The organism is Cohnella silvisoli (assembly GCF_021190915.1).
Taxonomy (GTDB): Bacteria; Bacillota; Bacilli; order Paenibacillales; family Paenibacillaceae; genus Cohnella; species Cohnella silvisoli.
This window is the reverse complement of the sequence record NZ_JAIOAP010000018.1, coordinates 86,112-113,038: the sequence shown is the minus strand read 5'-3', so window position 1 is coordinate 113,038 and position 26,927 is coordinate 86,112. Positions and strand designations below refer to the sequence as shown.

Genomic DNA, 26,927 nt, shown 5'->3' with positions numbered 1-26,927 from the left:
ATTTGGGGTTGTTCGCGTAAATCGCGCGTAGTTCGTTGACAACGGCTTTCAGGATTATTATAATTACGTCATAAATTAACGGCAAGGAGGCTGATGTTATATGTACAACTTATTGAATCGTTCGATTGTTTCGAAAGTTCATTTGCATCGGTCTCTACGGTATGGTGTAGGCAATTTGTAGTCGGTATTAAGTATGCATGAGGCGCATACTTTGCTGCTACGTTTTACGCGCCGCCAGAGACCATTCGGTTTCTGAGCGGTTTTTTTGTGCGCTTAAATATGACTATGAGGAGTTTTCAATTGAACAATAACGTGAATAATCAAATTCAAACCTACGGCTGGAACACTTACTGGTACTCCATTCTCGCTGAGCAAAACCCAGACATTCAACATTTGCCGCCTGCTCGGGTAATCGCCCAATTTTCACACTCGTATAAGCTAATGACCGAATCCGGTGAACACAGCGCCGGAGTGACCGGTAAATTCGAATTCAACGCCGCTAAACGGGGGGATTATCCCGCGGTTGGCGATTGGGTAATGGTCGAGATGCTCCCGAACGAAAGCCGCTCCGTTATTCATGCGGTGCTGCCGCGCCGGACTTCAATGGTTCGTAAAGTAGCCGGCAACGTCATCGAAGACCAAATCATTGGCGCGAACATGGATTATTTGTTTATCGTCAACGCGCTTAATCAGGATTTTAACATCAGGAAGATCGAACGATACCTCATCGCGGCATGGGAAAGCGGTGCAAACCCGGTCGTCTTGTTAACGAAAGCGGACTTATGCGAGCAGCCCACGAAGTTTGCTTCGGAAGTGGAAAATATTGCGCCAGGCGTACCGGTACACTTTATTAGCGCATTGCTTAACCAAGGTAAGGAGCAGCTCCAACCTTATTTGCAGCCAGGCATTACGATAGCCATTACCGGTTCCTCGGGTGTCGGCAAGTCGACGTTGTTGAACTGGCTCGCGGAAGCCGATACCCAGAAGGTTCAAGGGATCCGGGAAAACGATGCTAGAGGTCGGCATACGACGACGCATCGCGAGCTTTTTCTGCTTCATAACGGAGCGCTCATCATGGACACTCCTGGAATGCGGGAGCTTCAGCTTTGGGAATCCCAGGATGGCTGGCAGCATGCTTTTGCAGATATTGAACAGCTTGCCGAGTCATGCCGTTATCGGGATTGCCGTCATGACGCCGATCAAGGCTGCTCGGTCGTAGAAGCGGTGAATACCGGCGAACTCGACCCGAAGCGACTGGCAAACTATAAAAAAACAGCCAGAGAACTTGCTCACCTGACGCGTAAAGAAAATGCGAACAACCAAAAAATCAGCAAAAAAGCGACGAGCTACAAATCCGCAAGATCTTACGTTAGACCAAATCGCAACGCGTACATGAGCGAGGATTGAATTTTTTTAACCTCTACTCTGTAATTTGCAGCATAATGCGGCCGCGCCCATGTTCAGTTTGGCATCGATCATGGGCTTGCCGTGCTTCTTCCTCCGGACAAAGGTTTTAGATGGTTTGGCCCTTTCCAGTTCAGAAATACCAAACCGGTCCTTTAACTTTTGGCGGATATCCGTAAAAAAGCAATCGTACCCGGTCCGACACTCCTGATCATCCTGCGGTTGTTCGCGAAACGTACCTTTATCCCCTCGCATCAGAAGGAACAAAGGCCCACAACAGAGCCCCCCACCTCCTTTCCGTGAAAACGTCCCATTATCCCTTCCGATCAGTAGGAGAATAGCCCCCCACAGCTCCCACCTCCTTTCCGCGAAAACGTACCATTATCCCATCCGATAAGGGGGGAAAACCCTTGTTCATGTTTTTGAAAATAAACCTGGAACGCTGAAATTTTACCCGACACCTCTTGAAAATAGAACATATGTTTGGTATTATGGAAATGAGAACAAATGTTCTATTTGAGGAGGGCGTGTATGTTTCAGGATCATCTGACATTCGAGGCATTTTGCCAGCAGTTCAACTCCGAGCAGGCTTGCGCCGAGGCGCTGTTCGAAGCCAGATGGCCGGACGGCTTCCGTTGCCCGACTTGTCGTCATCCTCACTTTTATCTTATCCAAACGCGCAGACTGCCTCTCTACGAATGCCGCTCCTGTCGCCATCAGACTTCTGTCATCGCCGGCACCATCATGGAAGGCAGCTCCACCCTGTTGACCCGCTGGTTCCAAGCGATGTTTCTGCTCTCCCGGCCTTCCGGCATCAGCGCCTCCCGCCTGTCCCAAGTGATTCAGGTCACCTATAAGACCGCTTGGCTCATCGCTAGAAAAATCCGCCATGCCCTGCAACAAGCCGATGAAGCCGATCCGCTCACGGGTGTTGTGCGAGTAGACCCTATCTCTTACGGTTACACGTATTATAGCGAGGCCCAGCAGCCGCTGTTGATCGGCGTCTCCCTCGATGAGCGAGACGAGCCTAAGCAGGTCAAAATCAAACAACCGGATCCCAGCCATGTGAATAACGCGTTGAGGTGGATTGAAAAACCTGGCGTCCAAGCGTTCGTAGACAATCATATAGATAAAAAAGCAGTGACCGTTTTGGGGCGCGGCAAACTTCACCCCGCTTTGAACCCAATCAAGTGGAAGGTGACCGCGTGGCTGAACTTTACGTTTAATGGCATCGGGGCCAAACATTTGCAGGCTTATTTAGACGAGTTTTGTTTCCGGTTGAACTTAAAACTCCGCCATGCCCCGGTCTTCAGCCAACTGCTCCATTGGTGCGCTGTGACACCAACCTTGACTTACAAAGATCTGACCCGCAGCAAACCGGTTCTCACCGTTCCCTGGGTGGTCTGGGGAAGCAAAGCGAAGTGGAAAGGAAAATATCTCACCCTATGGAATGCTTGATACTTGGGATGACTGCTTTTTAAGTTGCCGATAACCCGTTCCATACCAATTCACGAAACGGCAAACATATGCGTGATATTCGGGAATCCGTGGATTGCAACTCCCACTCAAGTCATGGCATCCGAATATCCGTTGATTGCAACTCACTTCTGTCATGACATTCGTAAATCCGCTGATTAGCAACTCCCTCTCAAATCGCGGCATTCGAATATCCGCTGATTGGCAACTCACTTCTGAGACAAAGGGATAATGGTACCATTTCTCCGAAATGGCACGGAAATTAGGTGTCGGTTTTTCCCTATATTTCCCAGTTGAGTAGATGTCCATAAACTTTCTAATCATATAAAAAGCCGCGTTGCCGCGGCTCTGGTTTTGTTCCTTATATTACTCACACGTTAAACCTTTGGCGATAGCCGCATTTTCTGCACAATTCCTCGACGACTTCTCTTCTGGAGAATCCATCGTACAAATTGTTAGCGCGCTCGCCTTCGATGATTTCGGAGAACGGCTTGTCGTTGATATTGCCTAAGTTAATGACGCCTTCGCCATCGAGGCAGCAAGGGATGACCGTCCCATCAACGAGTACACCGGCTTGATTGCGAAGCGCGTGGCAGAAACCTTTGCCCTCGTCTTCCTTTTCCTTCAAATCCGGCCACTTAAACTCTTCCTCATGATTCAAGTATATCCGATCCGCGATCTTGATGCCTTTCCCTCGGACAAAATGTTCCTCGATCTTAAAGTCGAGATTAAATGTTTTCTCGATCTTCTCCAACACTTCCCGGTTGCGATCCTTCTCCACGTTCGTCGCGTTATCCGGCGTAAGATTCCACAATCTAAGCGATATTAGAATGTTGGAAGTTTCCACCGCTTCCTTCGCGAACGCAAGGACACTCGACACGTATCCTTCTTTGTCCACCGAGCCTTCATGTCCATCAAAGCTGTGCAAAGAAAAGTTAATCTGCCTCAAAGCAGGTTTCCCAAGAATCTTGGATTTGGCTTTATGAAGCAACGTTCCGTTCGTGGTGAGATTAACCTTGAATCCCTTGTCGTGGCTAATATCAAGCAGCTCATCAATTTTGGGATGGAGCAGAGGCTCGCCTTTTACATGAAAATAAATATGTTCGGCATGTCCCTTGATTTGATCCAATGTATTCGTGAAAGCATCGACCTTAATGAAATTGGCTTGGCGCTTCGTCGGAGGACAGAAGGTACAGGCAAGGTTACATATGCTCGTGATTTCGATGTAAAATTTCTTAAATGTCTTCACTGTCGGGTGCTCCAATCGGTTAAACCATTAGAATGATGCTCCAATTATAACATAAGCGAACCGTTCTCATCTTACGTTTTGTCGTCGTAAAAGATATGTTTGGCAACCAAGGAACCGCCTGTTATGTCCAATAAGCCAAACGAATACAAAGCCTGCCTCCTCTTATCCGTAGGAGACCCGGGATTAAATACGAGCATTTCTCCGATACGTTTATGAACCGGGATGTGAGAATGACCATATATCAACGCATTTAGTTGCACGCCCTTGAAAGCCTCCAAAGCATGCGATTCCGTGCCCAGCCTTTTGCTCGCACCGTGCCCATGTACGACTCCGATCCGGCTACCTTCGAATTCAAGCACCTTGCGCAGGCCGAACCTACGAACGATGTCCGAACCGTCATTGTTCCCTGCAACTCCATAGGTTGGGGCAAATGCTGCCAAAGATTCGTAAACTGACAACTTCGTCCAATCGCCAGCATGAATGATCGCGCTCGCGGTCTTCAGCTCTTTAAGCAGTCTCTCGGGCAGCTTCTTATTCATTCTTGGCATATGCGTATCGGATACGACTACGATTTTCATCCGCACCGACCTCGATTCCGTGTTATTAAGCCTGAACCGTATTATATAACTTCATCATATACACCAAAGCCATATCAATCAACACCACGACGGCGTATCCAATGGCGCCTATCGCGAAAACAATGAATTGTAGAACCGCCCGGATCGGGGTAGAAACAGTGAGAAAAACGCCGCTAACTAATTAGATTAGTTTTCGCAACACCCTATTTTACGCTTTAACCGATCACATCATTTATATATACTCAAATCAAAACCTTATAACACGATTAACGGGAGTTGAACTTATGATGGAATGCCCTTTTTGCCAGCAAGAAATACGTCAAGGCGAAACTATCTGTCCTTCATGCAAGCATGAATTGTACGAACAAGAGCAAGGTCGTGATCACGGAGTGGAATCCTTCAGCGAATTATCCATTATCGATATCATCGAAAATAAATTCAAATGCTCAAAATGTAAGCACGAGGAATGCAGGGCAAAGGAAGTGGCGATGTCCGGCACAGGGTTAAGCAAGCTGTTCGACATTGAACATAATCATTATTTGTTCGTATCCTGTTTGAATTGCGGGTTCGTCGAGGTGTATGATCCGGATGTCCTGAACGGGCATAAAACGGGGCAGTTGGGAACGGTACTGGACATTCTATTCGGGGGATGAAAATGATTAAGCACACCATCAAAAAGACCGACGCTCCGACCCTTGATGGAGTTATCGGTCTATTCGCGGTTACAATCCAAAAGCTTCGGCAACATGACGGTAGGACTGAATTCGTTTATCGAAATCATGGATATGCGAGACGATCATCAACTCTTCCAGATGTAGGCGATCCGCATAACGCTTAAGCGCTTCTTTCACTTGCCCCGGCGTGCCGATAAATCGGCGACTTCGCATTTGTTCGATCATCTGTATTTCCATAGCCGAATAGGGATACTGATTCGCGGTTTGAACCGATGGCAGATAACCGAGCTCTTGGCCGCTTAACAGCTTGAGGAAGAACAGTTCATTGCTCTTGGCTAGAAGACGTGCCTCCTCCTCCGTATCGCTGCATATAACCATGACCGCCGCAAGCGCTTTGGGTTTGCTATTATAAACCGATGGACGGAAATAGGCGAAATAATGTTGAAGAGCCTCATCTCCCGCAGCTCCGAAAAACTGGGCAAAAGCGTAAGCCGTTCCTTGCTCAGCCGCGATTCTCGCGCTGCCGTCGCTGGAACCGAGCAACCATAGTTCGGGTACCGTTTCCGTCTGCGGGAAAGCCCTTAACCCGGCAAAACGATGATTAGCTGGGTTCTCATCATGTAAATAATCGTTCAGATCCATGACCTGCTGCGGATACAAATCGATATCAACCCGTTTGTGCTCTTGCAGCGCTCGAGTTGCGATAGGAAATCCCCCCGGCGCGCGTCCAAGACCGACATCGATTCTACCGGGGTGGAGCGCTTCAAGCAGCTTGAAGTTCTCGGCGACCTTATACGAGCTATAATGCGGCAGCATGATCCCGCCTGATCCAACCCGGATGCTCTCTGTATGAGCCGCAAGATGCGCAATCAGAACTTCCGGACTCGAAGAAGCTAGCGCCTGAGAGCCGTGATGCTCGGATACCCAGAAGCGATGATATCCTAATTTCTCGGTTTCTTGGGCAAGCGCTACCGTCTCGTTAAGCGCGTCCTTCACGGTTCTACCTTCATTGACATGAGAATGGTCAAGCACACTCAATTTCATGGTTAGTCCAAAGCCTCCATTCTATGTCTCCCCGAGTATGCAAAAAAGCCCGCGTTATTCGCGGGCTCCGACCAATGATTAGCGTTTGTTGAAAATGTCGGTCAATACAGGCACGATTTGCGATTTGCGCGATACTACGCCTTTCAGGACCGCTTTGTTGTCCTGCAACTTGACGCTATAAGCCTGCTCGACGGCTTCCGCCGCGCGACCGAGAGCCAGACCAACGGAATCGTTGTTGAGAATGTCGGTAACTACGAATAAGAACAGATCAAGTCCTTTTTCGTTGATGATATTCGTAAGCGCGTCCTCAAGTTCAGCTTGTTTGGAGAGAACATCGTTCACGTCCACCGCATTTACTTGAGCGATTTCCACTTTGGCAGCGCCCATTTGGAACTCTTTAGCATCAAGGGAAATGAGTTGCGCGATCGTTTTGTCGCTTAGATCCGCTCCCGCTTTCAGCATGTCGAGTCCGTAGCTGTTCGCGTCAACGCCTGCGATTTCAGCCAATTCGCGCGCCGCAGCCACGTCTTCAGCCGTGCATGTAGGAGATTTGAACAACAGGGAATCGGAGATGATCGCGGACAACATCAACCCGGCAATCGCTTTCGGGATCGATTTTCCGTTTTCTTTGTATAATTTATTGAGAATAGTTGCGGTACAACCAACCGGTTCAGCACGATAGTACAAAGGAGCGCTTGTCTCGAAATTAGCGATGCGGTGGTGATCGATAACCTCCAGCACAGTAACTTGATCGATATCGGACACGCTTTGTTGGCGCTCATTATGATCAACGAGAATGACGCCTTTTACTTCGCTTGCAACCGTCTCGACGAGACGCGGTGCCGCAATTCCGAAATGATCTAAAGCAAATTGCGTTTCGCCGCTTACGGAGCCCAGACGAACCGGTTCAACGTCGGCTCCCAGCTGTGTTTTCAAATCTGCGTAGGCAATGGCGGAACAAATCGTATCCGTATCCGGATTTTTGTGACCGAAGATAAGTACTTTGCTCATTTTCTTGCTCCTCATCTATTATTTTGGCGAGAAAATTATACCGCAAATTGAGGGTCATAATCAAGGAAATTGACGATCATTCCGATAGGTATACCTCATTTTCTCGCCAGAGGAGCTGCTATTACTATAGATAACAATGTTAATGATTACTCGCTTTTTCCAGCTTCAGCAATTGCTCCTTCATCGCCAACCCGCCCCGATACCCGGTTAGCGCTCCGTTCTTGCCGATAATTCGATGGCAGGGCGCTACGATAAGCACCGGATTTCTTCCGATCGCGGTTCCAACGGCTCTTACGGAATTGGGCTTGTCGAGAGACTGCGCGACTTCCAAGTAACTCGCCGTCTTGCCGTAGGGAACTTGGCTCATTGCGTCCCATACCGCTCGTTGAAACGGCGTACCTTGCAGATCAACCGGATAAGTAAACGATGTGCGTTCCCCCGCCAAATACTCCTCCAGTTGCCTTACGTAGAGCTCCATTTTCTCGTCGTCTTGGACTCTCTCATAGTTGCTGAACACCTTATGAGCCCAATCCGCAAAAGCTTGATCCGACTCATTCCACGATCCGACATAAGACAACCCGCTTGAAGTTGCCGCGATCACCATCCGATTATTGCCTTGTGTTAAATAGGTCCAATACAGCGTTGAGTTTGCTCCCTTGTTTTCCATTAGTTAAGCCCCCATCTCTCATAGATTTTGCTTGGATTTACGGTATAATGTCGGTGTACTTCCCGTCTGATTCAGAAATTGGGTTGAAAAATGGGAAGTATTCGGAATCCCGACCGCTAATGCGATGTCCATCACCGAAAGTCCCGTATTCTCGAGCAACTCCTGGGCTTTGGTTATTCTTGTCTTCAGCAAATACTCCGCTGGCGAAAGTCCTTGTATTCGCTTGAACGTCCGTTGCAAATGATAAGGGCTGCCGTGAAACATATCCGCAAGCTTATCGAGCGACAGCGCCTCGGCATAACGCGATTCGATGACGCCAACGATCTGCGCTACCCATTCTTCATTCGGCAATCTCCCTCCGTCCGGCTTGCATCTTTTGCAGGGGCGAAAATTTTCCGCCAAGGCCAGCGAGCTGTTCGCGAATAGCTTCACGTTCGTTTTCACTGGAACCCTTGACCTGCAGGAAGGCCGGCAGTAAATACCGGTAGTCATTACGCCATAATAAAATTTGCCATCGTAAGAGGCGTCGCTTAAGACGATCGCCTGCCAATATTCGTCGTTCAAAATAACCACCTCCACCATCAGTATACCCCGAACTCCCGCTTCATGTTAGCTATTTGGAATGAAAGCGCAAGATTACCAAAGTGTTAGAGGGGCTTTTTATGGTACAACTAGATCAGTAGTTTGAAATTAAAGGAGTAGGTTACCAATGAACCCTACGATTAGAATTCCCGTACCCAAGGAGTTCAACTTCTCTGTTAACCTGGATTATTTAGCACGATCCCCTGACGAATGCTTATATCAGATTCGCGACGGCAAGTTATACAAGGCTATACCTGTAGGCTCTTATCAGCCATTGTTCATGATTAGCGGCGACGAACCCGGGTACCTTCTCGTTCAATCCTTGGATGACGGGCTAGGTTGGAGCGTTGAAATTCAAGAAGAAATCATTCGTTATGTTAGGGAATGGTTCGATCTTGATAACGATCTGACTCCCTTCTACTCGTTATCGCAACAAGATGCCATTCTGAATAATGTCGTTAATCGATTGTACGGGCTGCGCAATATGGGGATTCCCGATTTATTCGAGGCGTTATGCTGGGGGATTATCGGACAACAGATTAACCTCGCTTTCGCCTATACGCTCAAGAGACGATTCGTTGAAACGTTCGGAACGAACTTAAGCAAAGGTGACATTACTTGCTGGCTATTCCCTTCTCCGCAAGCTATTGCAACCTTATCGGTTAGCGACTTAGCCGCCCTGCAAATGACTTCCAAGAAATCCGAGTATTTGATTGGCGTTGCCCAATTGATCGCAAACGGGAAGTTAAGCAAAGAAATGCTGCTCGCGGCGGACAATTTCAAGGCTGCGGAGAAAATGCTTGTGTCGATACGGGGAATCGGTCCTTGGACGGCAAATTACGTGCTCATGCGTTGCTTAAGATATCCTTCGGCGTTTCCCATCGACGATGTAGGATTACACAATGCAATTAAATCCGTACTGGAGATGCCGCACAAGCCGACCGTTGCTCACATTAAAGAGCTATCGGCCGGTTGGACGAACTGGGAGTCCTATGCGACCTTCTATTTGTGGCGAGTGCTTTATTGAGGCTCGCTCTTTTCGTACCGCTTCGATTTGAAATAACGGGATTGTTACAGTTAAAAGGTAAAAACCAAGGGGCTGCCCTAATAGGACAGCCCCTTGGTTTTTAAAGCCCTTTGCCGCCCAAAGGGTTCAATTTAATTTGCTCCCCGCCTACGATCAAAGGTCTTCCGCGCTGAATGATTTCTTGAACGGATTCGAGCGCAAGAGAAGCTTTATGTGCTTCAGCGTCTTTGAAAATTTCGGTGACCCAGACCGAATCGGGATCATCGTCCACTGTGCCGACGATATATAACTCGCATCCTTCATAAGCCTTCATTAAATCCGCAGCTTCCAACAGAATCTGGGCAAGTGCGTCCCGTTGACCGGGATGAGACGTGATTTTTCCGAAGGCTACGTATTTACTCAATCTCATCCCTCTTTTCCAAATCAATCCTCGTTAATCATCGATAAATATTTCCCGTAGCCTTCTTCCTCTAACTTGTCTTTAGGAATAAAGCGCAACGCAGCCGAGTTGATACAATAACGCAATCCCCCTGGCTTCGGACCGTCGTCGAATACATGCCCTAGATGGGAATCCGCTTCCCTGCTTCTCACTTCGGTACGAATCATCCCATGCCTGACATCCTGATGCTCCTGAATGCTCCCGCCATGGAGCGGCTTCGAGAAACTGGGCCAGCCGCAGCCGGCATCGAACTGATCTCGCGAGCTGAAAAGAGGCTCTCCAGAGACGATATCCACGTAAAGCCCTTGCTCTTGATTATTGTAATATTCATTACGGAAAGGCGGCTCCGTCCCATTGTTCTGAGTCACTTCGAACTGCATAGCCGTCAGGCGCTTGCGAAGCTCCTCCTTATCCTTCCGCGTGTTCCAATTCTGATGGAGAAAAGCATCCCGTCCGGATCCGTTGCGGTAGTACTTGTACCTGAGCGGGTTTTTATGATGATAGTCTTGATGATACTCCTCTGCCGGGTAGAAGACGGATGCCGGTTCTAGCGTCACGACAATCGGTTTGTCAAACCGCCCGCTAAGCTGTAAGGCTTCCTTCGAGGCCAATGCTTCTTCATATTGCTTTTCATTATGGTAGAAAATCGCCGGCCGATATGATGTACCTCTGTCATGGAATTGTCCGCCCGCGTCCGTCGGGTCTACGGAACGCCAGTAAATGTCCAGAAGCTTGCTATAAGGAAAAATGTCGGGATCAAACGTTATTTGTACCGCTTCCGCGTGCCCGGTCGTTTCCGAGCATACTTCTTCATAGGTAGGATTGACGGTATGACCTCCGGTGTAACCGGAGACGACTCCCACAATGCCGGGAAGCTCTTCGAATGGCGTTACCATGCACCAGAAACAACCGCCGGCGAATGTAGCTAACTGTGTTGTTCCTTGATTGTTATCGCTATTGTTGACCATCTAAATTCTCCTCTCCATGCAGTTCCTTCAAACGCAGCTTATCGTTCTATTGTAAACAAAATTCACTCCCTATTCCAATTCGGAAGAGAGAGTGGGTATAATAACACCTATTTGGAATATCGATTCGCCACAAACAACATGAGGAAAGACAATAATATCATCGCGAACGTCCACATCCATGCTAAGGACAGGTTGCCTCCATCTACGGCAACGTAGATCGCCGTAGGTATCGTTTGCGTACGATGAGGAATGTTGCCCGCAATCATTAACGTCGCACCGAACTCGCCAAGTGCTCGGGCAAATCCGAGAATATAACCGGCGAGCAAAGCGCGAGAGGCTAGAGGTACGGTGATGTAGCGGAATACTTGCCATTCGCTGGCACCGAGGGCGCGGGCGGAATCCTCCAGTTCCTCGTCCACTTCTTCGAAGCCCGCTTTGATCGTCCGATATCCGAGCGGGAACGCGACGACTACCGCTGCGATGACGGCAGCAATCCAAGAAAAGACGATCGGCTGTCCAACGAACCATTCGTACGCTCGTCCGACTATACTACGTCTGCCTAGCCATACGAGAAGGATGAATCCGACTACGGATGGGGGCAGCACGAGCGGCAGCAGAAACAACGTTTCAAGTACGCTTCTGCCGACAAACCGTTTACGGGCCATCCATTTGGCAATAGCGACAGCTAGGGCAAAGACGATTATACTGCTAATGACGGCGACTTGGATGGATAGATAGACGGGTGCGGCAAAATTATTCCAATCGGACAATAGGGGTGACTCCTCTTTAAAATCGATTCACGCGAAGTTTAGCCTTATTTTAGCACAAACAATTCCGATATTGTCGATCCAACCGGATCAAAATCGTTTAAGATAGGGTTAGAGTATTCGGATATCTTAGGGGGATCGTCGCATGGGTTACAAGGAAATGGAATGGAAATGCGCGGATGGTACTCGGATGTTCGCTTGCGAATGGAGCCCCGATCAACCCGAGGAAGCACGGGCCGTTGTCGGTATCGTTCACGGCATGGGCGAGCATATGGGGCGTTATTCCCACGTCGCGGAGATGCTGAATGCCGAAGGTTATATGGTTATCGGATTTGACCAGAGAGGTCATGGGCGAACGGAAGGCAAGCGAGGTCACGTGCCCGCGTATGTAGGACTTCTCGAAGGAGTGGACCTCCTTATCGCGGAAGCTCGGACGAAATATCCGGGAATCCCCTTTTTCTTATACGGACACAGCATGGGAGGCAATGTTACGCTCAATTACTTGCTGAGGAAACAACCGAAGATCGCCGGAGCGATCGTGACGGGTCCGTGGTTAAAGCTTGCCTTTAAGCCCCCGTCCCTGCAAGCGGCGATCGGTCGGATCATCGAAAGGATTTATCCGAAATATACGAACAGTCGCCCTATGGTTGCGGAGCACCTCACCTCCGATCCGGCGATGATCGAACGTTATGTCAACGATAAGCTGGGACATGGGCAAATAACGGCCAAATATTACTTCGGCGTCCATCGGGCGGGAAATTGGGCTTTGGAGCATGCGAATGATTTGAAGGTTCCCTTGCTGATCATGCATGGCGGAGATGATCGTGTCACATCGATCCATGCCAGCAAACAATTCGCCGATCAGACGAAAGCATTGTCCCGTTGGCATGAATGGCCTGGCTACAAGCATGAATTGCATAACGATATAGGTCGTGAAGACGTGTTCGCGGTAATCCGTACGTGGTTAAATGAACAATTAGCAGGCAAGGACCCTGCCGTATAAACATAATAAACCCTGAATTCTCACCTAGCAGGGAAGAATTCAGGGGTTTACGTTATGGCTTAGTCACTTTGTAGTAATCTTGAAGCGCAGGAATCAGGCCGAACGGATTTCTCCGCAAATCTTTGGCGCTGAAATACACATCCCCTTTAACCTCGAAATCGTTTTTATTATAGTTAAGCTGATTTATGATTTCTTGCGCCGTACTCCAACCGATTTCCGGAGTTCCCAGCTTATATGTGGCGTGGCCAATGTAAAGCTTGACATTCGTCCCCCGCACTTCATTCGCCCACCAATCGACTAGCTTGTCATATCGGGCCGCTTGAAAGGAAAGGCTCCAGTAAATTTGGGGCACGACGTAATCGATCCAGTCTTGTTGGATCCATGTACGCACATCGGCATACATATTGTCATATGCCGTTACGCCCGCCTTCGTATCGGAACCCGTGCTGTCCACCGACTGATTGCGCCACACGCCGAAGGGGCTGATGCCGTACTGTACCTGTGGTTTGGCAAGGTGGATGGCTTGTCCAAGCTGTTGAACGAATTGGTTAATATTATCGCGACGCCAATCGTCCTTAGTCGATATGTTATTGGCGTTATAAGTAGAATAAGTAAGGTCATCATCGAACTTCCCGCCGGACGGATAGAAGTAATCGTCCAGATGAACGCCGTCGATTTCATAATTGTTCACGACTTCCATAATGGCATCTATAATATGTTGGCGCGCATCTGGAATGCCGGGATTAATGTACATGATGTTGCCGGATTTCACGATCCATTCCGGATTCGTAATGGCAACATGATTGGAAGCCAAGTTTTCCGTCTTCAAATCGGTATTCGCGCGGAACGGGTTAAACCAAGCATGGAATTCCATGCCCCGTCTATGCGTCTCTGCGATCATGAACGCCAATGGATCATAATCCGGAGCAAGCCCCTGTGTCCCCTGCAGAAATTTCGACCAAGGCACGAGTTGCGACGGATATAAGCTGTCGGCGGACGGGCGCACTTGAACGAATACCGTGTTTAACCCCATATCTTGCAATTCATCCAGCATTTGAACATACTCCTGCTGCTGCAGCTCTGCATTGCCATAGGAGCCTTTGGATGGCCAATCAAGGTTGAAGACGGTGGAAATCCATGCCCCTTTGAGCGAATTGTCAGCCAACCCCTCTTCCGATTGCAGCTTAATAGTTTGAGCGGATTGATACCACGTGACCAGAAGTTTCATCTGGTTGCTGACGAAACGCAAAGGAACCATCACGCGGCCGCTTATCGCTTGAACGGTAGCATCGAGATTGACTCGTTCTCCATTAACCATTGCGTATTTTTGCCCGATTTTCATCGTAAGTGTTAAGCCGGTTTGCGTAATCGTGGCCGTTTTCGTTGCTTGCGTCCACGTCACTCCAGCTCCAAGATTTTTACTGATGACGCTTAGCGGTACCATTGTAATGTTTAATTTAGGGATGATATAGGGGGGAACATCCGAAGTAATTAGATTTCCATCCAAATAAATGCTGATCTTGGATGGCGTCTTAGCGAAGGTATTTGTACTCCCAATTAGAGGGACGCACAGAACAAGCGATAGTAGAACGCATATAAATCGGGTATAAAGCTTCATCATGTAAAATCCTCCAAAGGTTAGTCTCAATGATTAGACGCTTTAGAGGGATAATGGTTGCAGTAAAAATAGCTTTCCTGGGTCAAAGCTTCTTGGTCCACGTTACATACGCGATTTTCTTTCCTTGCTCGGAATCTTGAATCAGTTCGGTCAGCCTCTTAAGTCTGGTCTCTTCCCGCTTCGCGCTGATTACCCACCATATTGCCGTTTTGCGATACCCGGGAGCTTGACTCTCGAAATAATTCCACGCCTTATCGTTCGCCTTAAATTGCTGTTCATACGATGAACCAAGCTCAATGGACTTATCCTTCTGCTCATGGGAGTAGATAACCGATTTGTCTTCTTTACGTTTATCGAAAGCCGTAAGCCCGGAAGGCTTCATGAATCCTTGCTCCGTTAGCTCAGCGACACGTCTGATGTTCACGGCGCTCCATATGCTGTCCGCTTTCCTAGGAGTGAATCGGATCGTATAGCTCTCTTCGTCCAAGCTTTTGCGCACGCCGTCAATCCAGCCATAACATAAAGCTTCATCCACGGATTCGGGCCAGGTTATACTGGGCTTTCCTGAACTCTTCTTGTAGAATCCAACTAGCAGATGTGATAACCGATCATAATTGTCCGATAACCAAGTTCGCCACTCTGCTGGCGTAGCGAAAAAAATCGGTTGTTCACTCATCGCGACAAACACCTCAAACTTACGGAATGAATTGCTGCGTTATCTTAACGATAATACCGTTCTCGATCGTCAGATGATAAGGATAGTCTTTCATGTTCATCTCTGATTCATCCGAGAACAACGAAGCGAATTTCGCGACGCTGATTTCTTCGTTCCACTTTGTGCTTGCCTCTTCAATGTTTCCTGTCCGATTATAGATTTGCATATATACTTTAGCATCGCCGGCAATCTCAAAAGTTTGTAATTTCGTATCGTCATTTACAATATAGTAGCCATCGGGAGCTTCGGTCATTTCCGGGTCATGCTCCCTCTCGCGGAATACTTTGTTAGCTTCTTCGCCTTCATACCATTGGATGAAATCCGCTTTAATATACGTTTTGCCGTTCTCTTGATAGATTTGGTCAATATAGGAAGCATGTGTTTCCGAATCGCGGGGAACAGGCATGTAATCGTTATTATTGGCATGAATAAACCCAAGCGACATGAACCCTAATAATACGGCGGCGAAGCTGATTAGCATTTTGTTGATCATGTCCGCATTCTCTCCTTCAGAGGCCCTTAATAACAGCCTTCAATATCCTTTAGCCATTAGACGTAGCTATTAAACAGAAAGTTACATGTCCGCGTTGGATTTATTAAAATTTTTTAACCTTGTGAAAAATGCCTATACGACAACATATTAGGATCGGATGATTTTTAGTCTGCGTCTTTTGGCATGGCGATTATTCGAAAGAACGACGAGATGGCCATGAGCCTTGGAGCTTGCGAAGAAACACGATCTGCCCGGTGTGGTAGGAATCATGCAAGATTAAATTATGGATCCATAACCCAACCGGAGTGGACGGAATCTTACGGTCGAATTGTTCTTCCGGCATAACGGCGAGTCGCTCCCGAATGCCCAGATGTACCGCGCTTAGCCGTGAAAGTGTTTGCAGCCAATCCTCTTCGCTTGTTGAAGCGACGGTAAACGTATCATCGTTCGTTAATCCGGAAGGGTATTCGATTTCTTCTCCGGTCAAGCGTTTCAACAATCGTTCTTTGTAGAAAATAAGATGAGTAACCGTCTCCCAAATCGTATTCACGTGCTCGCCATCGGGTCTCCAAATGGCTTGTTCGGCCGTGACATCGTTTAGTACGTCGGTTAACGGCGGGTTCCATTCTTCCTTCTCATAACAGCTGTCCCAACCTTGGAGCAATAGCTCGATTTTGTTCATGAATCGATTCTCCTTTTCGACCGAATTATGTAACCACCAAATTATAATTAACTAGTTACATAAGTAAGTTATCATGAATGCAACTAAGGGTCAAGTAACTAGTATAAGCACCTTTAAGGTGTTACAATATGGGATAAAAAGCGGAGCTGAGCAACTATGCTGTGGGACGATTTCCTGAATAGCGTTCATCATGATTGGCGTGGAGACGGGGCGGTCGAAGATCGACTTGACGATCCGGACTGGTTACGGAAGTGGCTGAAACAGCAGCAATTCGACCTCGGTCTTCCTAATTCCAATGAGCTATCCAACTTGAAACAATTAAGAGAACTCATGCATCGCATAGTCATGGTTCTTGTTTCCGCCGTCTCCCCTAGCGCGGAAGATATTCAAGCACTTAACAAAGTGTTGGCTGACGGACCGGTCATCCGGCAGATAGCTACTACCGATGTGCATTACCGAGTCACTCTCTCTCCTACCGGTCATCAATGGCCGAACGTAATGGCCGAAATAGCGGCTTCATTCGCTCAGATGCTGGCAGATGGCGAGCCATCCCGCATTCGCATATGCGACAATCCTAATTGCCTATGGGTTTATTATGACGATACCCGCAACCGATCGAAGCGTTACTGCGACGATAAGATGTGCGGCAATTTAATGAAGGTCAGACGTTTCCGCGCACGCAAAAAAGCCGAGGCCGCCATGCCCCCGTCTGAGCACTAACGACAACTCGGTTATTCGTTCATTTCATCAACTAAAAGTCAGCCTCTTCCCAAGCTCACCAGCTTGTTAACGGTTGCCCAATTCCGCGTCGTCGCGGTTACTTTGAGCTTTTTCTCAAGAAAATTGTTGGAAAATTTCGTTTCCCCGTATTTCTTATGGATAAGGATATAAACTTCCTTATCCGCAATCGCGAATTCGTCAATGTCGTTCTGCAAAGCCATACACTTATCGATTGCTTCGCTAGACGGAAGCTCAGACAGGAAGCTGACATACAGGGAGTCTGTTTCCAACAATTGTTCCGGCTTGTAAGGACATTGGCGGATGATCTCTTCCAATTCTTTCAGCGTTCGGAGTATAACCGTTACTTGAAAGGAATAGGCGGACTCGATGTGCTGCTCGATTCGTTTCGTAAGCAGCTGAGCGTCACCCTCAGGCGATTCGAAAAGGACATTCCTGCTTTGGATGTACGTCCGAACATGATGAAGCTTCATCGATTCGAAGACACCCTTTAGATGGTCCATTTTGATCATTTTCTGTCCGCTTACGTTAATTCCTCGAAGAAGTGCTATGTAGGTTGTCATTCCGACCACTCCAACCGCTTAATTTTTCAATAGGTACTGTTTATGCTGCTGTAATATTTTCAACTTACCCATATCGTTGTTCCGTTTATACTCTTCCAGATGATCCGAATAGTGCATGATCCATATTTTCTCTTGTATGTCATAAGGCAAAGTTAGCAGTTCGTCAATCGAAGCATGAATTGGGGATTTGTCGAGTACGCAATCATGGAACAGCATCCGGGTTTTCTCGTTCATAGACACTATTAACTTCTCGTCGAATTGGGCATCCGAACTGAAGAAGAGATCGTCGATGAGAACGGAGTAACTTTTCTTGCCTGGAACATGCTCGGTATGGATTAGCGCTAGCTGAATTCCATTAATCTGAAAGGGTTTCTCGTCCTGAGCTTTAACGTTGAAAAAATCCGACAAGTCATTGTGCAGTGGATCACAGACTCCCCCCTGCAAACAGTTGTTCCAGAGCGGCATGACCAAATCTTGCGCTATGTACAGATCGACTTTCTTGTTATATTTATACTTCCCGTCAAGGGCAACCTCTTCAAGTCCGCCAACATGGTCGGCATGAATATGCGTAATGAGTATTCCATCAATTGCGCTATGCCACGACATTCCCAGATCATTAAGCGACCTATGCGCAGTGTGTCCGCAATCCACCAAGAGCTTGTAACCGTTAAGGTTAAACAAGGCATTGTTATTATAATATTTTCTGGAAAAACCGCTTCCCGTGCCTAACATCATTAACTCGATCATCTAAAAGTAAGCCCCCTTACTTCTTTCAACTTATCCCCCCATCTTATTCGACAATAATCTACAAAACACCTTCACAAAAAAACACCAAGCCGAACTCCAGCAAGGTGTTGATCGAATATATGAATTTATTTTACGTCCTTAACTCCGATAGAAATCCCTTACCCACCGATGAGATTTGAGCTTAGCGAGTTGATCTTCCGGCAAGCCTTGGCCGTCGCCGACTTTCATGTTCCGCTCTACGTTGCGAACGGAGCGCATGCCTGGGATTACGGTAGAAACGGCTGGATGGCTGAGTACGTAACGCAGAGCGGTTTCGGCCATTTGATCGTTTGAAATGCCTAAATCCGTGGTGATCCGACTGACCCGATCGTAAACCTGTCGTTTGCGATCTCCTTGGAAATAACCTTCGCGGAAATCCCCTTCAGCAAATTGGGAATGTGGAGTGATTGTTCCCGTTAAGCCGCCTTCGTCCAATGCTACCCGAACAATGACGCCGATATTATGCTTCTGGCAAGCAATCAGCAATTCATCCTCGGGGCTCTGCTCGAAAATGTTATAAATCACTTGAACGGTGTCCACAAGCCCCGTCTCGATTAATTTAATCGCGTTCGCCGGCTGATAATCGTTGATGGAAACGCCGAAATGGCGGATCTTGCCTTGCTCTTTAAGCTTCCGAATTCCTTCCGCCCAATCCCCTTGGCCTACCCATTCATCGGACCATACGTGGAATTGTTGGACGTCAATGGTATCCAAGCCGAGATTGCTTAGACTTTGCTCAGTGCACTTGATCACGTGTTCTGCCGGAAAAGTTTCCTCTGCGCGCACTCCCGCTTGCGCAGGCCATTGATAATTTTTCGGCGGAATCTTGGTTGCGACGTAGATTTTATCCGAATGCTCTTTAACGACTTGTCCAACGAGCCTCTCGCTGTGGCCTTCCCCGTATCCAAGCGCGGTATCGATGAAGTTAAGCCCCAATTCGATCGAACGCTTCAAGGCTTTAATCGACTCGTCGTCGGAAGCCCCGATCCAATGGGACTTGCCGATTCCCCACGCTCCATATCCGATTTCCGATACATTCAGTCCGGTTTTGCCCAATGTTCTATAATTCATCGTATTACCTCCCATGATCGCTTGTTATTATCAAGTGTATCCCTTCTTATTGTAAGGGAAAACATTGCCGAGAATAAGAACTGAAAAGTTTGTGCGTAAGTAACTTTGAAGTAACCTACCTTTTGTACGTGTGCTCTGCATACAAAGTAACCCAATTTTGCATGCTAATGCAGAGCCTGATTATGGAGATGTGACCCTTAATGACGACACCTTCCGTTAATTGCGACTTCTCGCCGATGAAACGAATAATTAAAGAAGATTTGCATCAAATGACGGAACGACTGCAACAACTCTTGCGCACCCTCGACGATGAGAACGATTGCTTGCTCGGAGAATTCGAGAAAATCAAAAAAAACTTTTTCCATATCGAATCGAGCGCGGCAACCTTTTATTTGAATTGTTATTTATCTCCATACATTGAACGTTATATGGATTTATCCCTCTGTATCAAAACTTTGTCGGAACGACGTCATGGCGCATTAATCGCCGTGGAAAGAAATGATTCAATTGAATCTCTTCTTCAACCCGGTATCATGATAGGCGCGCCGATCACTCATTCCTTGCTGGAATCCATCTTCTACCCTGGCAGTCCGCTTCATGACGGAGCCATACTCATCCGATCCAATCAAATTGTTTCCGCCAAGAACATTCTTCCCTTAACGACGACCCGCGGCAACGACAGAATAACCGGCACTCGTCATCGAGCAGCGGTCGGCCTTTCAGAACTGACCGATGCAATCGTCCTCGTCGTCTCCGAGGAGACCGGCAAAGCTTCCTTTGCCAATAAAGGACAATTGTACCCCGTAATCACGCCTTGATCGTTGGGAGGACCAATATGGAAGCCCTCAAGAAATGGGATTTAATTATGAAATTCAAAATGATCAAAATCATATCGGTCTTAGCCTTATTTCTAATGACAAATCAGCTTGTCTCGTCTAAAGAACTGCCTACTGTTTCGGTCTTTGATGTTAAACAAGAAAAAGTCGTTAAAGTCATGCCCCTGACATCAGAATTTAAAAATTCCGTACTTGGCGTTCTCCAATCTTCCCCAGCCCATTATGAAGGTTTTTCTATGAATCCTGTGAGTGGCCTAGTATTTCATCTCCCATTCCCAACCAAGGTTCAAATTCCACATGCTTTCTATCTCAATAAAGTTAGTGAGATCTATCTCTTCCTTGAACACGGCCAAAAACCAAAAGCATTGTTGTTTCAAGAAAATCGCCGCCAAATTATTGTGGTGTTGAATTATGATAATGAAAAATTCATTAAGCAAAATGGTCTGAGCGATATTTGGTTTGAAAAAACAAATTCATCGGATATCAATAATCCAGACTAATATTAAAGTGGGGTTAAATAAATGAAGGGTAAGATCATGGTTTTTATCAATAAATACGGGATTGTATGGAAAACCCCTTTAGCTGCAGCATTGTCATGGGAATTAGCAAAGTGGGCTGGATCTAGCCATCCTTACCTAGCTCCGCTTACGGTCATATTGTCCATTCAGCTAACTGTCAGTAAATCCATCCAATTCGCATGGCAACGAGTTATAGGTACAATTGCCGGCGTCTTTTTCACTGCGTTGATAGCACCCTACGTTGGTTTAAGCGGTTGGAGTATCGGGCTGTTGCTCTTTGTCGGGGCCGCCATCGTTGCGATGTTGAAATTGGACCATGCGATTATGATTCAAGTTGCGCTCAGCATTTTATTGGTGATGTACTTTCAAAGCAAGATGCCCAGCTATCCGCTTGATCGCATTCGCGATACCGTTATCGGCGCTGCAGTTGCGGTACTGATCCAAATGCTGCTATTCCCCCCCGATTCCATTAATAAAGCCCAGAAAAAGATGATCCATTTCGCGGACCATTTAACCAACCATTTTTTTAACGCCGCACGGTGGGTAGAAAAAGGTTGCTCCTTGATTGAAACTCAGAATATGAAGGCAAAACTGCAAATCCTATTTCAAGAACTTCATCAAGCAACAACCGAATCGGAAAAAGCGGGCCAAAGTTTGCATTACAATCCGCTCGCTCAAAAAAAACGCAATGCTTTGAATCAACTGACACGGCAATTAGATCAACTCCGATTAGGCTATGCGAATCTTTCTGACATGATAAGTATTTTTATTAACTGGTCCGGAAGCGGCTTTTTTACAAAAGAGGATCAACGGATTTGGGCTGATCATTTGAACACGATAGCAATGCTCATAAAGGAATGGAAAAAAATGTTGGGTGATCCGGATACATGCACAATCGATCCGAATACTTTGGCACTACAAATAAAAGCACCTTCCCATATAAAGAACTATCAGTACCCACTTGCTTTATATATGAACGCCGAACAACTCATTCAAGACTTCCGCGATCCTGTAAAAACAGCCTTCACCGCTTTATGAATTTCTTCATAGGACATGCACCTGCAAATGTTGGATTCCAACCATACCCTGATCGTTTCTTCATTTGCATCCGGGTGAACATTCAACAAGCCATGACAGTTCATAATAAAACCGGGCGTGCAGTATCCGCATTGGAACGCCTGCTTTTGAACAAAAGCTTCCTGCACAGGCGAATTTACCAAACCTTCGATTGTGGTGATATGTTGTCCGAAAGCTTCCACGCCGAGCATGAGACACGATTTCTGAGGCAGCCCGTTTACTAATATCGTACAAGTGCCGCAATCGCCATTATCGCAGCCGGATTTACTCCCTGTTAGTCCAAGGTTATCACGTAGAATATATAATAGTGTATCCGCAGCTCTAACCCGAATCGTTCTCCGTTCTCCGTTAACATGAAATTCCATCGGATAAAGAGCAGTATCGTAAGATGGCATGCTTCACCTTCCTTCCAACACGTTTACGGCTTCAGCCATCGTTTGTTTGAGCACGAATTCCCGGTATGAGGCGGTTCCTTCCGCATTAGTCAGAATTGGAGCCGGAAGTTTACCGATCGCCTGTTCGATTTTTACGGCAAGGGGCAACAAGGGGTCGTTCAAAGCCTGTTCAATTTCAAAGGAACGAAAAGGAAATGCGCAAACGCCGCTATAGGCTGTGCGAATTTGATTATCTTTTTTAAGAGCAGCTACCGTTACGAGAGGATAACCGACATTGCCGATCTGCCTTTTTTTGTAGTGAACATACGGCAACGATAAATATCCACGGTCAATTACGATTTGTACAAGAAACTCCTCTTTCTCCAATCTTATCTGTTGGAAGAAAACATCATGAATAGAAACCTCTTTCATGCCTTTCAGTCCAGCTATGACCATGCGACTGTTTGCCAACAGCAGCGGGAGCACAGCCTCCCTATAATAAATTTGGCCGCAAATGTTCCCCCCGAGCGTGATTTTATTTCGGGCCGTTTGATCAGCGGCTCCTTGTGCCGTTTCGCTGAGCAGCGGAAACAGATTCGTCGCGGACAAAGCCGATAACGTGACGCAAGATCCAATAACAAGGCTATCCTTTTTGAAGTCCATTACGTTACATTCCGGAATGGCCTTTAAATCGAGGACAGCTCCCGGTTGAATAGAGTTTCTTCGTGCCCAAGTGATCATTTCCGTTCCACCGGAAAAATACATCGGATTTTTACCTTGCAGGTGCAAAATCTGAAACCATTCTACGGCTTTCTGAACGGAAGCAGGCTTATAATAGTCAAAGTCAAACGGAATCATGAACCGTCCTCCAGATCGATTCCGGCGTCAGAGGCAACTGATTAAGTCCTACGCCGACAGCGGTTGACAAGCTGTTCGCCAATGCCGCCGGCATGCCAATCAAGCCATGCTCACCGATTCCACGCAATCCGTATGGCGCTTCCAAATGAGGCGTTTCGATGAAGTCCACCCTATATTCCGGTTGTTCCCCGTACCGAATCAGTTTATATGTTCGCAGTTGCGAATTTAATATGACTCCTTTATTATCAAACAGAAAAGCCTCTCGACTAGCAAAACTCAACCCCATACTCATGGCGCCCGTGATTTGACTACGGGCAAATTCCGGATTGATCACCTTGCCGGCATCAATGACCGTTGCCGCCATAACGATTTTATAAGTGTAATCTCTTGTATTCAATTCCACTTCAACCGCCTGTGCGCCTACCGTCCACTCCGGCCCGGGATTTCCTTTGCCCGTTTCCGGATCCAGTAACGTTAAATTACGCATTGCGTAGCTTCCGCGTCCGATTACCTGGCCACCGATGGTATTTCCGCTCGGGAATTTGTATCCGTTAGCGATCTTTGCAACCTCTATCCCGCTATCGGAACGATTTTTGAAGAACACCCTCCCCCCTCCGACATCCAACTCGATCGGCGAGCATTCCAGCACAATTGAAGCTATGTTTTTTAGCTGTTCGATGGCATCGTCAGCCGCCTTCAGGATCGCATTACCCACTAAAAAGGTACTGCGGCTCGCCACCGTTTTCCAATGTTGGGGATCGGTTTCCGTGTTTACCTCCGTAGAAATAGCTATCATCCGATCATCCATACGCAACCTTTCGGCCAATATTTGAGTAAGCGCCGTCCTCGTTCCTTGACCGATTTCCACTGCGCCGCAAAGCAGATTAACGCTTCCGTCCGGATTAAATATAACTACGGCTCCCGCCCCGGCATCTGTCGGCGTATTTGATGTTTTCCAGAAGCAGCATACCCCTTTCACCTTTATGAGATGGCCGTCGATTTCTAGGATGGGACGGTCATCCCAGTGAATTACCGTTTTCAATTTTGCAATACACATGGGCAAATCACCGATATTACTTCTATCCAGTAAAGTTTGTGTCGGGGTCGTATCCCCCGGTCCAATCGCATTATGAAATCGAAATTCCAGAGGGTCCATATTCACTTGATCCGCTAATAAATCCATTGCTCTTTCCATGGCAAACGTCAGTTCCGGATGGCCGAATCCTCGAAAAGAAGTTGAATAGGGATGGTTGGTATACATACATAATGAGTCGCAATAAACGTTATCGATCCGATAAGGCCCTGTACAATCGACGGCTCCCGCTCGGCTCATGACCGCTCCCCGATCCGCATAGGCTCCGCCGTCATACAGATATAAAATTTCCGCGGCCGCAATTGTCCCTTCATGTGTACAGCCAAGTTTAATTGTGGCATCCAATCCAATATGCACCGGAGAAGAGATCATATCCAGCTCCCTGGAATTAACCAATTTTACGGCTTTTCCACCAACGGCTCTGGAAGCCAAATAAGCAAGATATTCTATCTGAATGGCGGATTTCCCCCCGAAGCTTCCTCCGACCAGAGGGGTATGAACGACGACATTATGCAGCGGAATTTGAAAAGATTGACTGATTGCCCTTCGGATGACATAAGGTGATTGTGAGGCGGAATGGATGATCGTTTTGCCGCCAGGTAAAATCTCCGCAATACTGCACCGCATTTCCATCGCGGCGTGATCCGATTGCGGTACAGTTACATGCACTTCTATGGCGTGAACGCTTTTGTTCCACCCCTCCTGCCTATTCCCCTTGCGTATTTTAGTACGGTTAGCGATGTTTGTTCCCGCTTCCGGGTAAACCTCTTCGTGCCGCTTGTACTCGGCAAGATGCTCATGAATGAGCGGAGCGTCCTTCTGATAGGCTTCGCTCGGGGAATGTACGACCGGTAAAAGCTCATACTCCGCTTTGATTTGAAGAGCCGCCATTTCTGCCATATATTCTTGCTCCGCTACAACAAGGGCGATAGGCTCCCCATAATACCTCACTTTGTCAATTGCGATCGGCGGCCTGTCCGCTAGCGGCGACCCCGTCAAAATCGGATAATATTGTCCGGTTATGACTGCTCTTACCCCCGGTATTTTCCAGGCATCTGACGTATCAATCGACAGTATTTTGGCATGAGCATGAGGGCTGACAGCTATTTGAGCATGTAAAAGCCCCGGTCTCGGGTTATCATCTATATACTTGGTTCTCCCTGTAACTTTTTCCCATGTTTCCTTTCTCGGAACGCTTTGTCCAACTGCTCCCAATTGTTATCCACTCCTTCGGTCTACCCGATAACCTATTTATATAAATGGCTATTTGTCCGTATTATCTAAAATATACTAAGCGAATAGCTGTGATGATATTGTTTTCTACGCATACAAAAAGCCCAAGCATGATTTCGGCTTGAGCTTAATTCCTTCATATACTATCCAGCGCTTGAATAATATCCTTCATTAGATCATCCGTATCCTCAAGACCGACGGATATTCTGATCGTATGCTCCAGCCTGGTTTCATGCTCGGTTCGGGACTTCTGATCGGGATGAATACCGAGGCCGGGGGAATAAACCAAACTTTCGAAGCCTCCCCAACTCACGCCGATCTTAAACAACTGCAGCCTGTTCATCATTCGTGCGACCGCAGCGGCACCTCCATGCAGTTCAAAGCTGAACAAACCCGTAATATCGCTGAACTGCCGCTCTGCCAGCTCATGTTGCTCATGCTGTTCTAGTAAAGGAAGATTTACTCTGCTAACTTGAGGGTGATTGCTTAACATAATAGCTATCCGCATCGCCGACTCGGCATGCTGCTTCATGCGAAGTCCGAATGTCTTCAATCCGCGCGTCAGCAGCCACGCTTCGAATGGAGCCAGCGTACCCCCAAGCAACACCACTTCATTTTTCGTTATTCCTTCGATCCTCTCTTGCGATGCAATGACTACTCCAGCCGTCACGTCGCTGTGTCCGCATAAATATTTGGAAGCGGAATGGATTACGATATCTATTCCCCACTCTAGCGGTCGCAAAGTAGCCGGTGTGGCAACGGTGTTGTCCATTACCGTTAGCAATTGATGCTCTTTGGCGATTTGAACAACTGCCTGAATATCGAACACGTCCATGAAGAAAGTAGACAAGCCCTCGCAATACAGCATTTTCGTATTCGGCTTGATCGCTTCACGAACTTTATCCAGTTGTCTAAAATCAACGAAATCTGCCGTAATTCCGAATTTAGGCAAATACGACCGGAGCATCTGATAAGTACCGTTATATATCGGAAAGCTGCACACGACATGATCTCCTTGTTGCAAGCAATGAAGCAGCGTAGAGGAAATCGCAGCCATACCGGAGGAGAACAGCTTAGCCGCCTCTCCTCTTTCCAATGCGGCCAGCTTCCTCTCGGCAATTTGCTGAGTAGGATTAGAGACTCTTGAATAATAATAAGCCTCTTTCTCCCATTGCGATCTTTGGAAAGCTTCATACGAATCAAATGCGAATAACGTATTTATAAATACAGGAGGAACAACCGCACCATGAAACGTTTCATCTCCGTAATGGGCTAGCATCGTCTGCATACCTGCATCCATTGTTTCTTTAATAGACTCCTTGCTCATTTTGTCCTCTCCATCCTTTGTCTCTATCCCAATTTTTTCTCAATCCTACTCAGCCT

29 protein-coding genes are annotated in these 26,927 nt (G+C 47.3%); 9 read left to right on the top strand and 20 right to left on the bottom strand.

Annotated features, from left to right (window positions below):
• Positions 1–300 precede the first annotated feature (300 nt).
• Positions 301–1,407, top strand: coding sequence for a ribosome small subunit-dependent GTPase A (gene rsgA / locus K7P76_RS27325; protein ID WP_232189244.1), 1,107 nt, complete (start codon positions 301–303; stop codon positions 1,405–1,407).
• 528 nt (positions 1,408–1,935) lie between these two features.
• Entirely contained in the window at positions 1,936–2,862 is a 927-nt protein-coding gene (locus K7P76_RS27320) for a transposase (protein ID WP_232189243.1), read from the top strand.
• Between the two features lie 388 nt (positions 2,863–3,250).
• Here the strand turns inward: K7P76_RS27320 and K7P76_RS27315 are convergent, their stop codons facing one another.
• Together K7P76_RS27315 and K7P76_RS27310 are read right to left on the bottom strand one after the other, a co-directional pair.
• Positions 3,251–4,129 carry a radical SAM/SPASM domain-containing protein gene (locus K7P76_RS27315; RefSeq protein WP_232189242.1) on the bottom strand — a complete coding sequence of 293 codons (879 nt, stop codon included), beginning with the start codon at positions 4,127–4,129 and terminating at the stop codon, positions 3,251–3,253.
• A 71-nt stretch (positions 4,130–4,200) separates the two neighbouring features.
• On the bottom strand, positions 4,201–4,707 hold the full coding sequence (locus K7P76_RS27310; RefSeq protein ID WP_232189241.1) for a metallophosphoesterase family protein: 507 nt from the start codon (positions 4,705–4,707) through the stop codon (positions 4,201–4,203).
• 284 nt (positions 4,708–4,991) lie between these two features.
• Here K7P76_RS27310 and K7P76_RS33305 point away from each other — a divergent pair, with 284 nt between their 5' ends.
• On the top strand, positions 4,992–5,360 hold the full coding sequence (locus K7P76_RS33305) for a zinc ribbon domain-containing protein (RefSeq protein ID WP_309244796.1): 369 nt from the start codon (positions 4,992–4,994) through the stop codon (positions 5,358–5,360).
• A gap of 69 nt (positions 5,361–5,429) precedes the next feature.
• On the opposite strand, the gene K7P76_RS27300 is transcribed toward K7P76_RS33305, so the two are convergent.
• From K7P76_RS27300 to K7P76_RS27285, 4 genes are all read right to left on the bottom strand, one after another.
• Positions 5,430–6,425, bottom strand: a complete 996-nt coding sequence (locus K7P76_RS27300) for an LLM class flavin-dependent oxidoreductase (protein ID WP_232189240.1) — start codon at positions 6,423–6,425, stop codon at positions 5,430–5,432.
• 78 nt (positions 6,426–6,503) lie between these two features.
• On the bottom strand, positions 6,504–7,436 hold the full coding sequence (locus K7P76_RS27295) for a manganese-dependent inorganic pyrophosphatase (RefSeq protein ID WP_232189239.1): 933 nt from the start codon (positions 7,434–7,436) through the stop codon (positions 6,504–6,506).
• A 139-nt stretch (positions 7,437–7,575) separates the two neighbouring features.
• Complete coding sequence (locus tag K7P76_RS27290) at positions 7,576–8,103, bottom strand: methylated-DNA--[protein]-cysteine S-methyltransferase (protein WP_232189238.1); 528 nt, start codon at positions 8,101–8,103, stop codon at positions 7,576–7,578.
• 18 nt (positions 8,104–8,121) lie between these two features.
• A complete protein-coding gene (locus K7P76_RS27285; RefSeq protein WP_304518424.1) occupies positions 8,122–8,685 on the bottom strand; it encodes a bifunctional transcriptional activator/DNA repair enzyme AdaA in 564 nt (187 codons plus the stop codon).
• 127 nt (positions 8,686–8,812) lie between these two features.
• Between K7P76_RS27285 and K7P76_RS27280 the strand changes: the two genes are divergently transcribed.
• Positions 8,813–9,712, top strand: a complete 900-nt coding sequence (locus K7P76_RS27280) for a DNA-3-methyladenine glycosylase family protein (RefSeq protein WP_232189237.1) — start codon at positions 8,813–8,815, stop codon at positions 9,710–9,712.
• Positions 9,713–9,812: 100 nt separating this feature from the next.
• On the opposite strand, the gene K7P76_RS27275 is transcribed toward K7P76_RS27280, so the two are convergent.
• From K7P76_RS27275 to modB, 3 genes are all read right to left on the bottom strand, one after another.
• Positions 9,813–10,121, bottom strand: coding sequence for a putative quinol monooxygenase (locus tag K7P76_RS27275; protein WP_309244795.1), 309 nt, complete (start codon positions 10,119–10,121; stop codon positions 9,813–9,815).
• Between the two features lie 14 nt (positions 10,122–10,135).
• Positions 10,136–11,119 carry a peptide-methionine (R)-S-oxide reductase MsrB gene (gene msrB, locus K7P76_RS27270; protein WP_232189235.1) on the bottom strand — a complete coding sequence of 328 codons (984 nt, stop codon included), beginning with the start codon at positions 11,117–11,119 and terminating at the stop codon, positions 10,136–10,138.
• 107 nt (positions 11,120–11,226) lie between these two features.
• The gene (gene modB / locus K7P76_RS27265; RefSeq protein WP_232189234.1) at positions 11,227–11,889 is read right to left on the bottom strand and encodes a molybdate ABC transporter permease subunit; all 663 of its coding nucleotides are present in this window, start codon (positions 11,887–11,889) and stop codon (positions 11,227–11,229) included.
• Between the two features lie 142 nt (positions 11,890–12,031).
• On the opposite strand from modB, the gene K7P76_RS27260 reads away from it, so the two are divergent.
• A complete protein-coding gene (locus tag K7P76_RS27260) occupies positions 12,032–12,889 on the top strand; it encodes an alpha/beta hydrolase (protein ID WP_232189233.1) in 858 nt (285 codons plus the stop codon).
• Positions 12,890–12,941: 52 nt separating this feature from the next.
• On the opposite strand, the gene K7P76_RS27255 is transcribed toward K7P76_RS27260, so the two are convergent.
• The 4 genes from K7P76_RS27255 to K7P76_RS27240 form a co-directional block, all read right to left on the bottom strand.
• Positions 12,942–14,507: a family 10 glycosylhydrolase gene (locus K7P76_RS27255; protein ID WP_232189287.1), complete on the bottom strand. Its 1,566-nt coding sequence runs from the start codon at positions 14,505–14,507 to the stop codon at positions 12,942–12,944.
• Between the two features lie 82 nt (positions 14,508–14,589).
• On the bottom strand, positions 14,590–15,183 hold the full coding sequence (locus tag K7P76_RS27250; RefSeq protein ID WP_232189232.1) for a YdeI/OmpD-associated family protein: 594 nt from the start codon (positions 15,181–15,183) through the stop codon (positions 14,590–14,592).
• A 19-nt stretch (positions 15,184–15,202) separates the two neighbouring features.
• Positions 15,203–15,715: a hypothetical protein gene (locus K7P76_RS27245; RefSeq protein WP_232189231.1), complete on the bottom strand. Its 513-nt coding sequence runs from the start codon at positions 15,713–15,715 to the stop codon at positions 15,203–15,205.
• A 190-nt stretch (positions 15,716–15,905) separates the two neighbouring features.
• Positions 15,906–16,397 (bottom strand): DinB family protein, encoded by a 492-nt coding sequence (locus tag K7P76_RS27240; RefSeq protein ID WP_232189230.1) that lies wholly within the window; start codon positions 16,395–16,397, stop codon positions 15,906–15,908.
• 156 nt (positions 16,398–16,553) lie between these two features.
• On the opposite strand from K7P76_RS27240, the gene K7P76_RS27235 reads away from it, so the two are divergent.
• Positions 16,554–17,117, top strand: a complete 564-nt coding sequence (locus K7P76_RS27235) for a CGNR zinc finger domain-containing protein (RefSeq protein ID WP_232189229.1) — start codon at positions 16,554–16,556, stop codon at positions 17,115–17,117.
• A gap of 38 nt (positions 17,118–17,155) precedes the next feature.
• Here the strand turns inward: K7P76_RS27235 and K7P76_RS27230 are convergent, their stop codons facing one another.
• The 3 genes from K7P76_RS27230 to K7P76_RS27220 all read right to left on the bottom strand — a co-directional run bounded on the left by K7P76_RS27230 (position 17,156) and on the right by K7P76_RS27220 (position 19,555).
• Positions 17,156–17,698, bottom strand: a complete 543-nt coding sequence (locus K7P76_RS27230) for a DUF1697 domain-containing protein (protein WP_232189228.1) — start codon at positions 17,696–17,698, stop codon at positions 17,156–17,158.
• Between the two features lie 18 nt (positions 17,699–17,716).
• Positions 17,717–18,445 carry an MBL fold metallo-hydrolase gene (locus K7P76_RS27225; protein ID WP_232189227.1) on the bottom strand — a complete coding sequence of 243 codons (729 nt, stop codon included), beginning with the start codon at positions 18,443–18,445 and terminating at the stop codon, positions 17,717–17,719.
• Positions 18,446–18,583: 138 nt separating this feature from the next.
• Complete coding sequence (locus K7P76_RS27220; RefSeq protein ID WP_232189226.1) at positions 18,584–19,555, bottom strand: aldo/keto reductase; 972 nt, start codon at positions 19,553–19,555, stop codon at positions 18,584–18,586.
• A 200-nt stretch (positions 19,556–19,755) separates the two neighbouring features.
• Between K7P76_RS27220 and cdaS the strand changes: the two genes are divergently transcribed.
• Genes cdaS through K7P76_RS27205 form a run of 3 tightly spaced genes read left to right on the top strand, consistent with a single transcriptional unit; the run spans position 19,756 to position 21,947 of the window.
• Positions 19,756–20,373 (top strand): sporulation-specific diadenylate cyclase CdaS, encoded by a 618-nt coding sequence (gene cdaS / locus K7P76_RS27215; RefSeq protein ID WP_232189225.1) that lies wholly within the window; start codon positions 19,756–19,758, stop codon positions 20,371–20,373.
• Positions 20,374–20,390: 17 nt separating this feature from the next.
• The gene (locus tag K7P76_RS27210) at positions 20,391–20,891 is read left to right on the top strand and encodes a hypothetical protein (protein WP_232189224.1); all 501 of its coding nucleotides are present in this window, start codon (positions 20,391–20,393) and stop codon (positions 20,889–20,891) included.
• A gap of 21 nt (positions 20,892–20,912) precedes the next feature.
• Positions 20,913–21,947, top strand: coding sequence for an FUSC family protein (locus K7P76_RS27205; protein ID WP_232189223.1), 1,035 nt, complete (start codon positions 20,913–20,915; stop codon positions 21,945–21,947).
• On the opposite strand, the gene K7P76_RS27200 is transcribed toward K7P76_RS27205, so the two are convergent.
• The 4 genes from K7P76_RS27200 to K7P76_RS27185 form a co-directional block, all read right to left on the bottom strand.
• Entirely contained in the window at positions 21,902–22,381 is a 480-nt protein-coding gene (locus tag K7P76_RS27200; protein ID WP_232189222.1) for a (2Fe-2S)-binding protein, read from the bottom strand. The genes K7P76_RS27205 and K7P76_RS27200 overlap by 46 nt on opposite strands.
• 3 nt (positions 22,382–22,384) lie before the next feature.
• Positions 22,385–23,218 carry an FAD binding domain-containing protein gene (locus K7P76_RS27195; protein ID WP_232189221.1) on the bottom strand — a complete coding sequence of 278 codons (834 nt, stop codon included), beginning with the start codon at positions 23,216–23,218 and terminating at the stop codon, positions 22,385–22,387.
• On the bottom strand, positions 23,205–25,526 hold the full coding sequence (locus K7P76_RS27190; RefSeq protein ID WP_232189220.1) for a xanthine dehydrogenase family protein molybdopterin-binding subunit: 2,322 nt from the start codon (positions 25,524–25,526) through the stop codon (positions 23,205–23,207). The genes K7P76_RS27195 and K7P76_RS27190 overlap by 14 nt, the downstream gene beginning before the upstream one ends.
• A 154-nt stretch (positions 25,527–25,680) precedes the next feature.
• Entirely contained in the window at positions 25,681–26,871 is a 1,191-nt protein-coding gene (locus K7P76_RS27185) for a trans-sulfuration enzyme family protein (RefSeq protein ID WP_232189219.1), read from the bottom strand.
• Positions 26,872–26,927 lie beyond the last annotated feature (56 nt).

Bases quoted from the DNA above. Each gene is read 5' to 3' on its own strand.
- K7P76_RS27320 (WP_232189243.1), top strand. From the start codon at position 1,936: ATGTTTCAGGATCATCTGACATTCGAGGCATTTTGCCAGCAGTTCAAC.
- K7P76_RS27310 (WP_232189241.1), bottom strand. From the start codon at position 4,707: ATGAAAATCGTAGTCGTATCCGATACGCATATGCCAAGAATGAATAAG.
- K7P76_RS33305 (WP_309244796.1), top strand. From the start codon at position 4,992: ATGATGGAATGCCCTTTTTGCCAGCAAGAAATACGTCAAGGCGAAACT.
- K7P76_RS27300 (WP_232189240.1), bottom strand. From the start codon at position 6,425: ATGAAATTGAGTGTGCTTGACCATTCTCATGTCAATGAAGGTAGAACC.
- K7P76_RS27295 (WP_232189239.1), bottom strand. From the start codon at position 7,436: ATGAGCAAAGTACTTATCTTCGGTCACAAAAATCCGGATACGGATACG.
- K7P76_RS27290 (WP_232189238.1), bottom strand. From the start codon at position 8,103: ATGGAAAACAAGGGAGCAAACTCAACGCTGTATTGGACCTATTTAACA.
- K7P76_RS27285 (WP_304518424.1), bottom strand. From the start codon at position 8,685: ATGGTGGAGGTGGTTATTTTGAACGACGAATATTGGCAGGCGATCGTC.
- K7P76_RS27280 (WP_232189237.1), top strand. From the start codon at position 8,813: ATGAACCCTACGATTAGAATTCCCGTACCCAAGGAGTTCAACTTCTCT.
- K7P76_RS27275 (WP_309244795.1), bottom strand. From the start codon at position 10,121: ATGAGATTGAGTAAATACGTAGCCTTCGGAAAAATCACGTCTCATCCC.
- msrB (WP_232189235.1), bottom strand. From the start codon at position 11,119: ATGGTCAACAATAGCGATAACAATCAAGGAACAACACAGTTAGCTACA.
- K7P76_RS27260 (WP_232189233.1), top strand. From the start codon at position 12,032: ATGGGTTACAAGGAAATGGAATGGAAATGCGCGGATGGTACTCGGATG.
- K7P76_RS27255 (WP_232189287.1), bottom strand. From the start codon at position 14,507: ATGAAGCTTTATACCCGATTTATATGCGTTCTACTATCGCTTGTTCTG.
- K7P76_RS27250 (WP_232189232.1), bottom strand. From the start codon at position 15,183: ATGAGTGAACAACCGATTTTTTTCGCTACGCCAGCAGAGTGGCGAACT.
- K7P76_RS27245 (WP_232189231.1), bottom strand. From the start codon at position 15,715: ATGATCAACAAAATGCTAATCAGCTTCGCCGCCGTATTATTAGGGTTC.
- K7P76_RS27240 (WP_232189230.1), bottom strand. From the start codon at position 16,397: ATGAACAAAATCGAGCTATTGCTCCAAGGTTGGGACAGCTGTTATGAG.
- K7P76_RS27235 (WP_232189229.1), top strand. From the start codon at position 16,554: ATGCTGTGGGACGATTTCCTGAATAGCGTTCATCATGATTGGCGTGGA.
- K7P76_RS27230 (WP_232189228.1), bottom strand. From the start codon at position 17,698: ATGACAACCTACATAGCACTTCTTCGAGGAATTAACGTAAGCGGACAG.
- K7P76_RS27225 (WP_232189227.1), bottom strand. From the start codon at position 18,445: ATGATCGAGTTAATGATGTTAGGCACGGGAAGCGGTTTTTCCAGAAAA.
- K7P76_RS27220 (WP_232189226.1), bottom strand. From the start codon at position 19,555: ATGAATTATAGAACATTGGGCAAAACCGGACTGAATGTATCGGAAATC.
- cdaS (WP_232189225.1), top strand. From the start codon at position 19,756: ATGACGACACCTTCCGTTAATTGCGACTTCTCGCCGATGAAACGAATA.
- K7P76_RS27210 (WP_232189224.1), top strand. From the start codon at position 20,391: ATGGAAGCCCTCAAGAAATGGGATTTAATTATGAAATTCAAAATGATC.
- K7P76_RS27205 (WP_232189223.1), top strand. From the start codon at position 20,913: ATGAAGGGTAAGATCATGGTTTTTATCAATAAATACGGGATTGTATGG.
- K7P76_RS27200 (WP_232189222.1), bottom strand. From the start codon at position 22,381: ATGCCATCTTACGATACTGCTCTTTATCCGATGGAATTTCATGTTAAC.
- K7P76_RS27195 (WP_232189221.1), bottom strand. From the start codon at position 23,218: ATGATTCCGTTTGACTTTGACTATTATAAGCCTGCTTCCGTTCAGAAA.
- K7P76_RS27185 (WP_232189219.1), bottom strand. From the start codon at position 26,871: ATGAGCAAGGAGTCTATTAAAGAAACAATGGATGCAGGTATGCAGACG.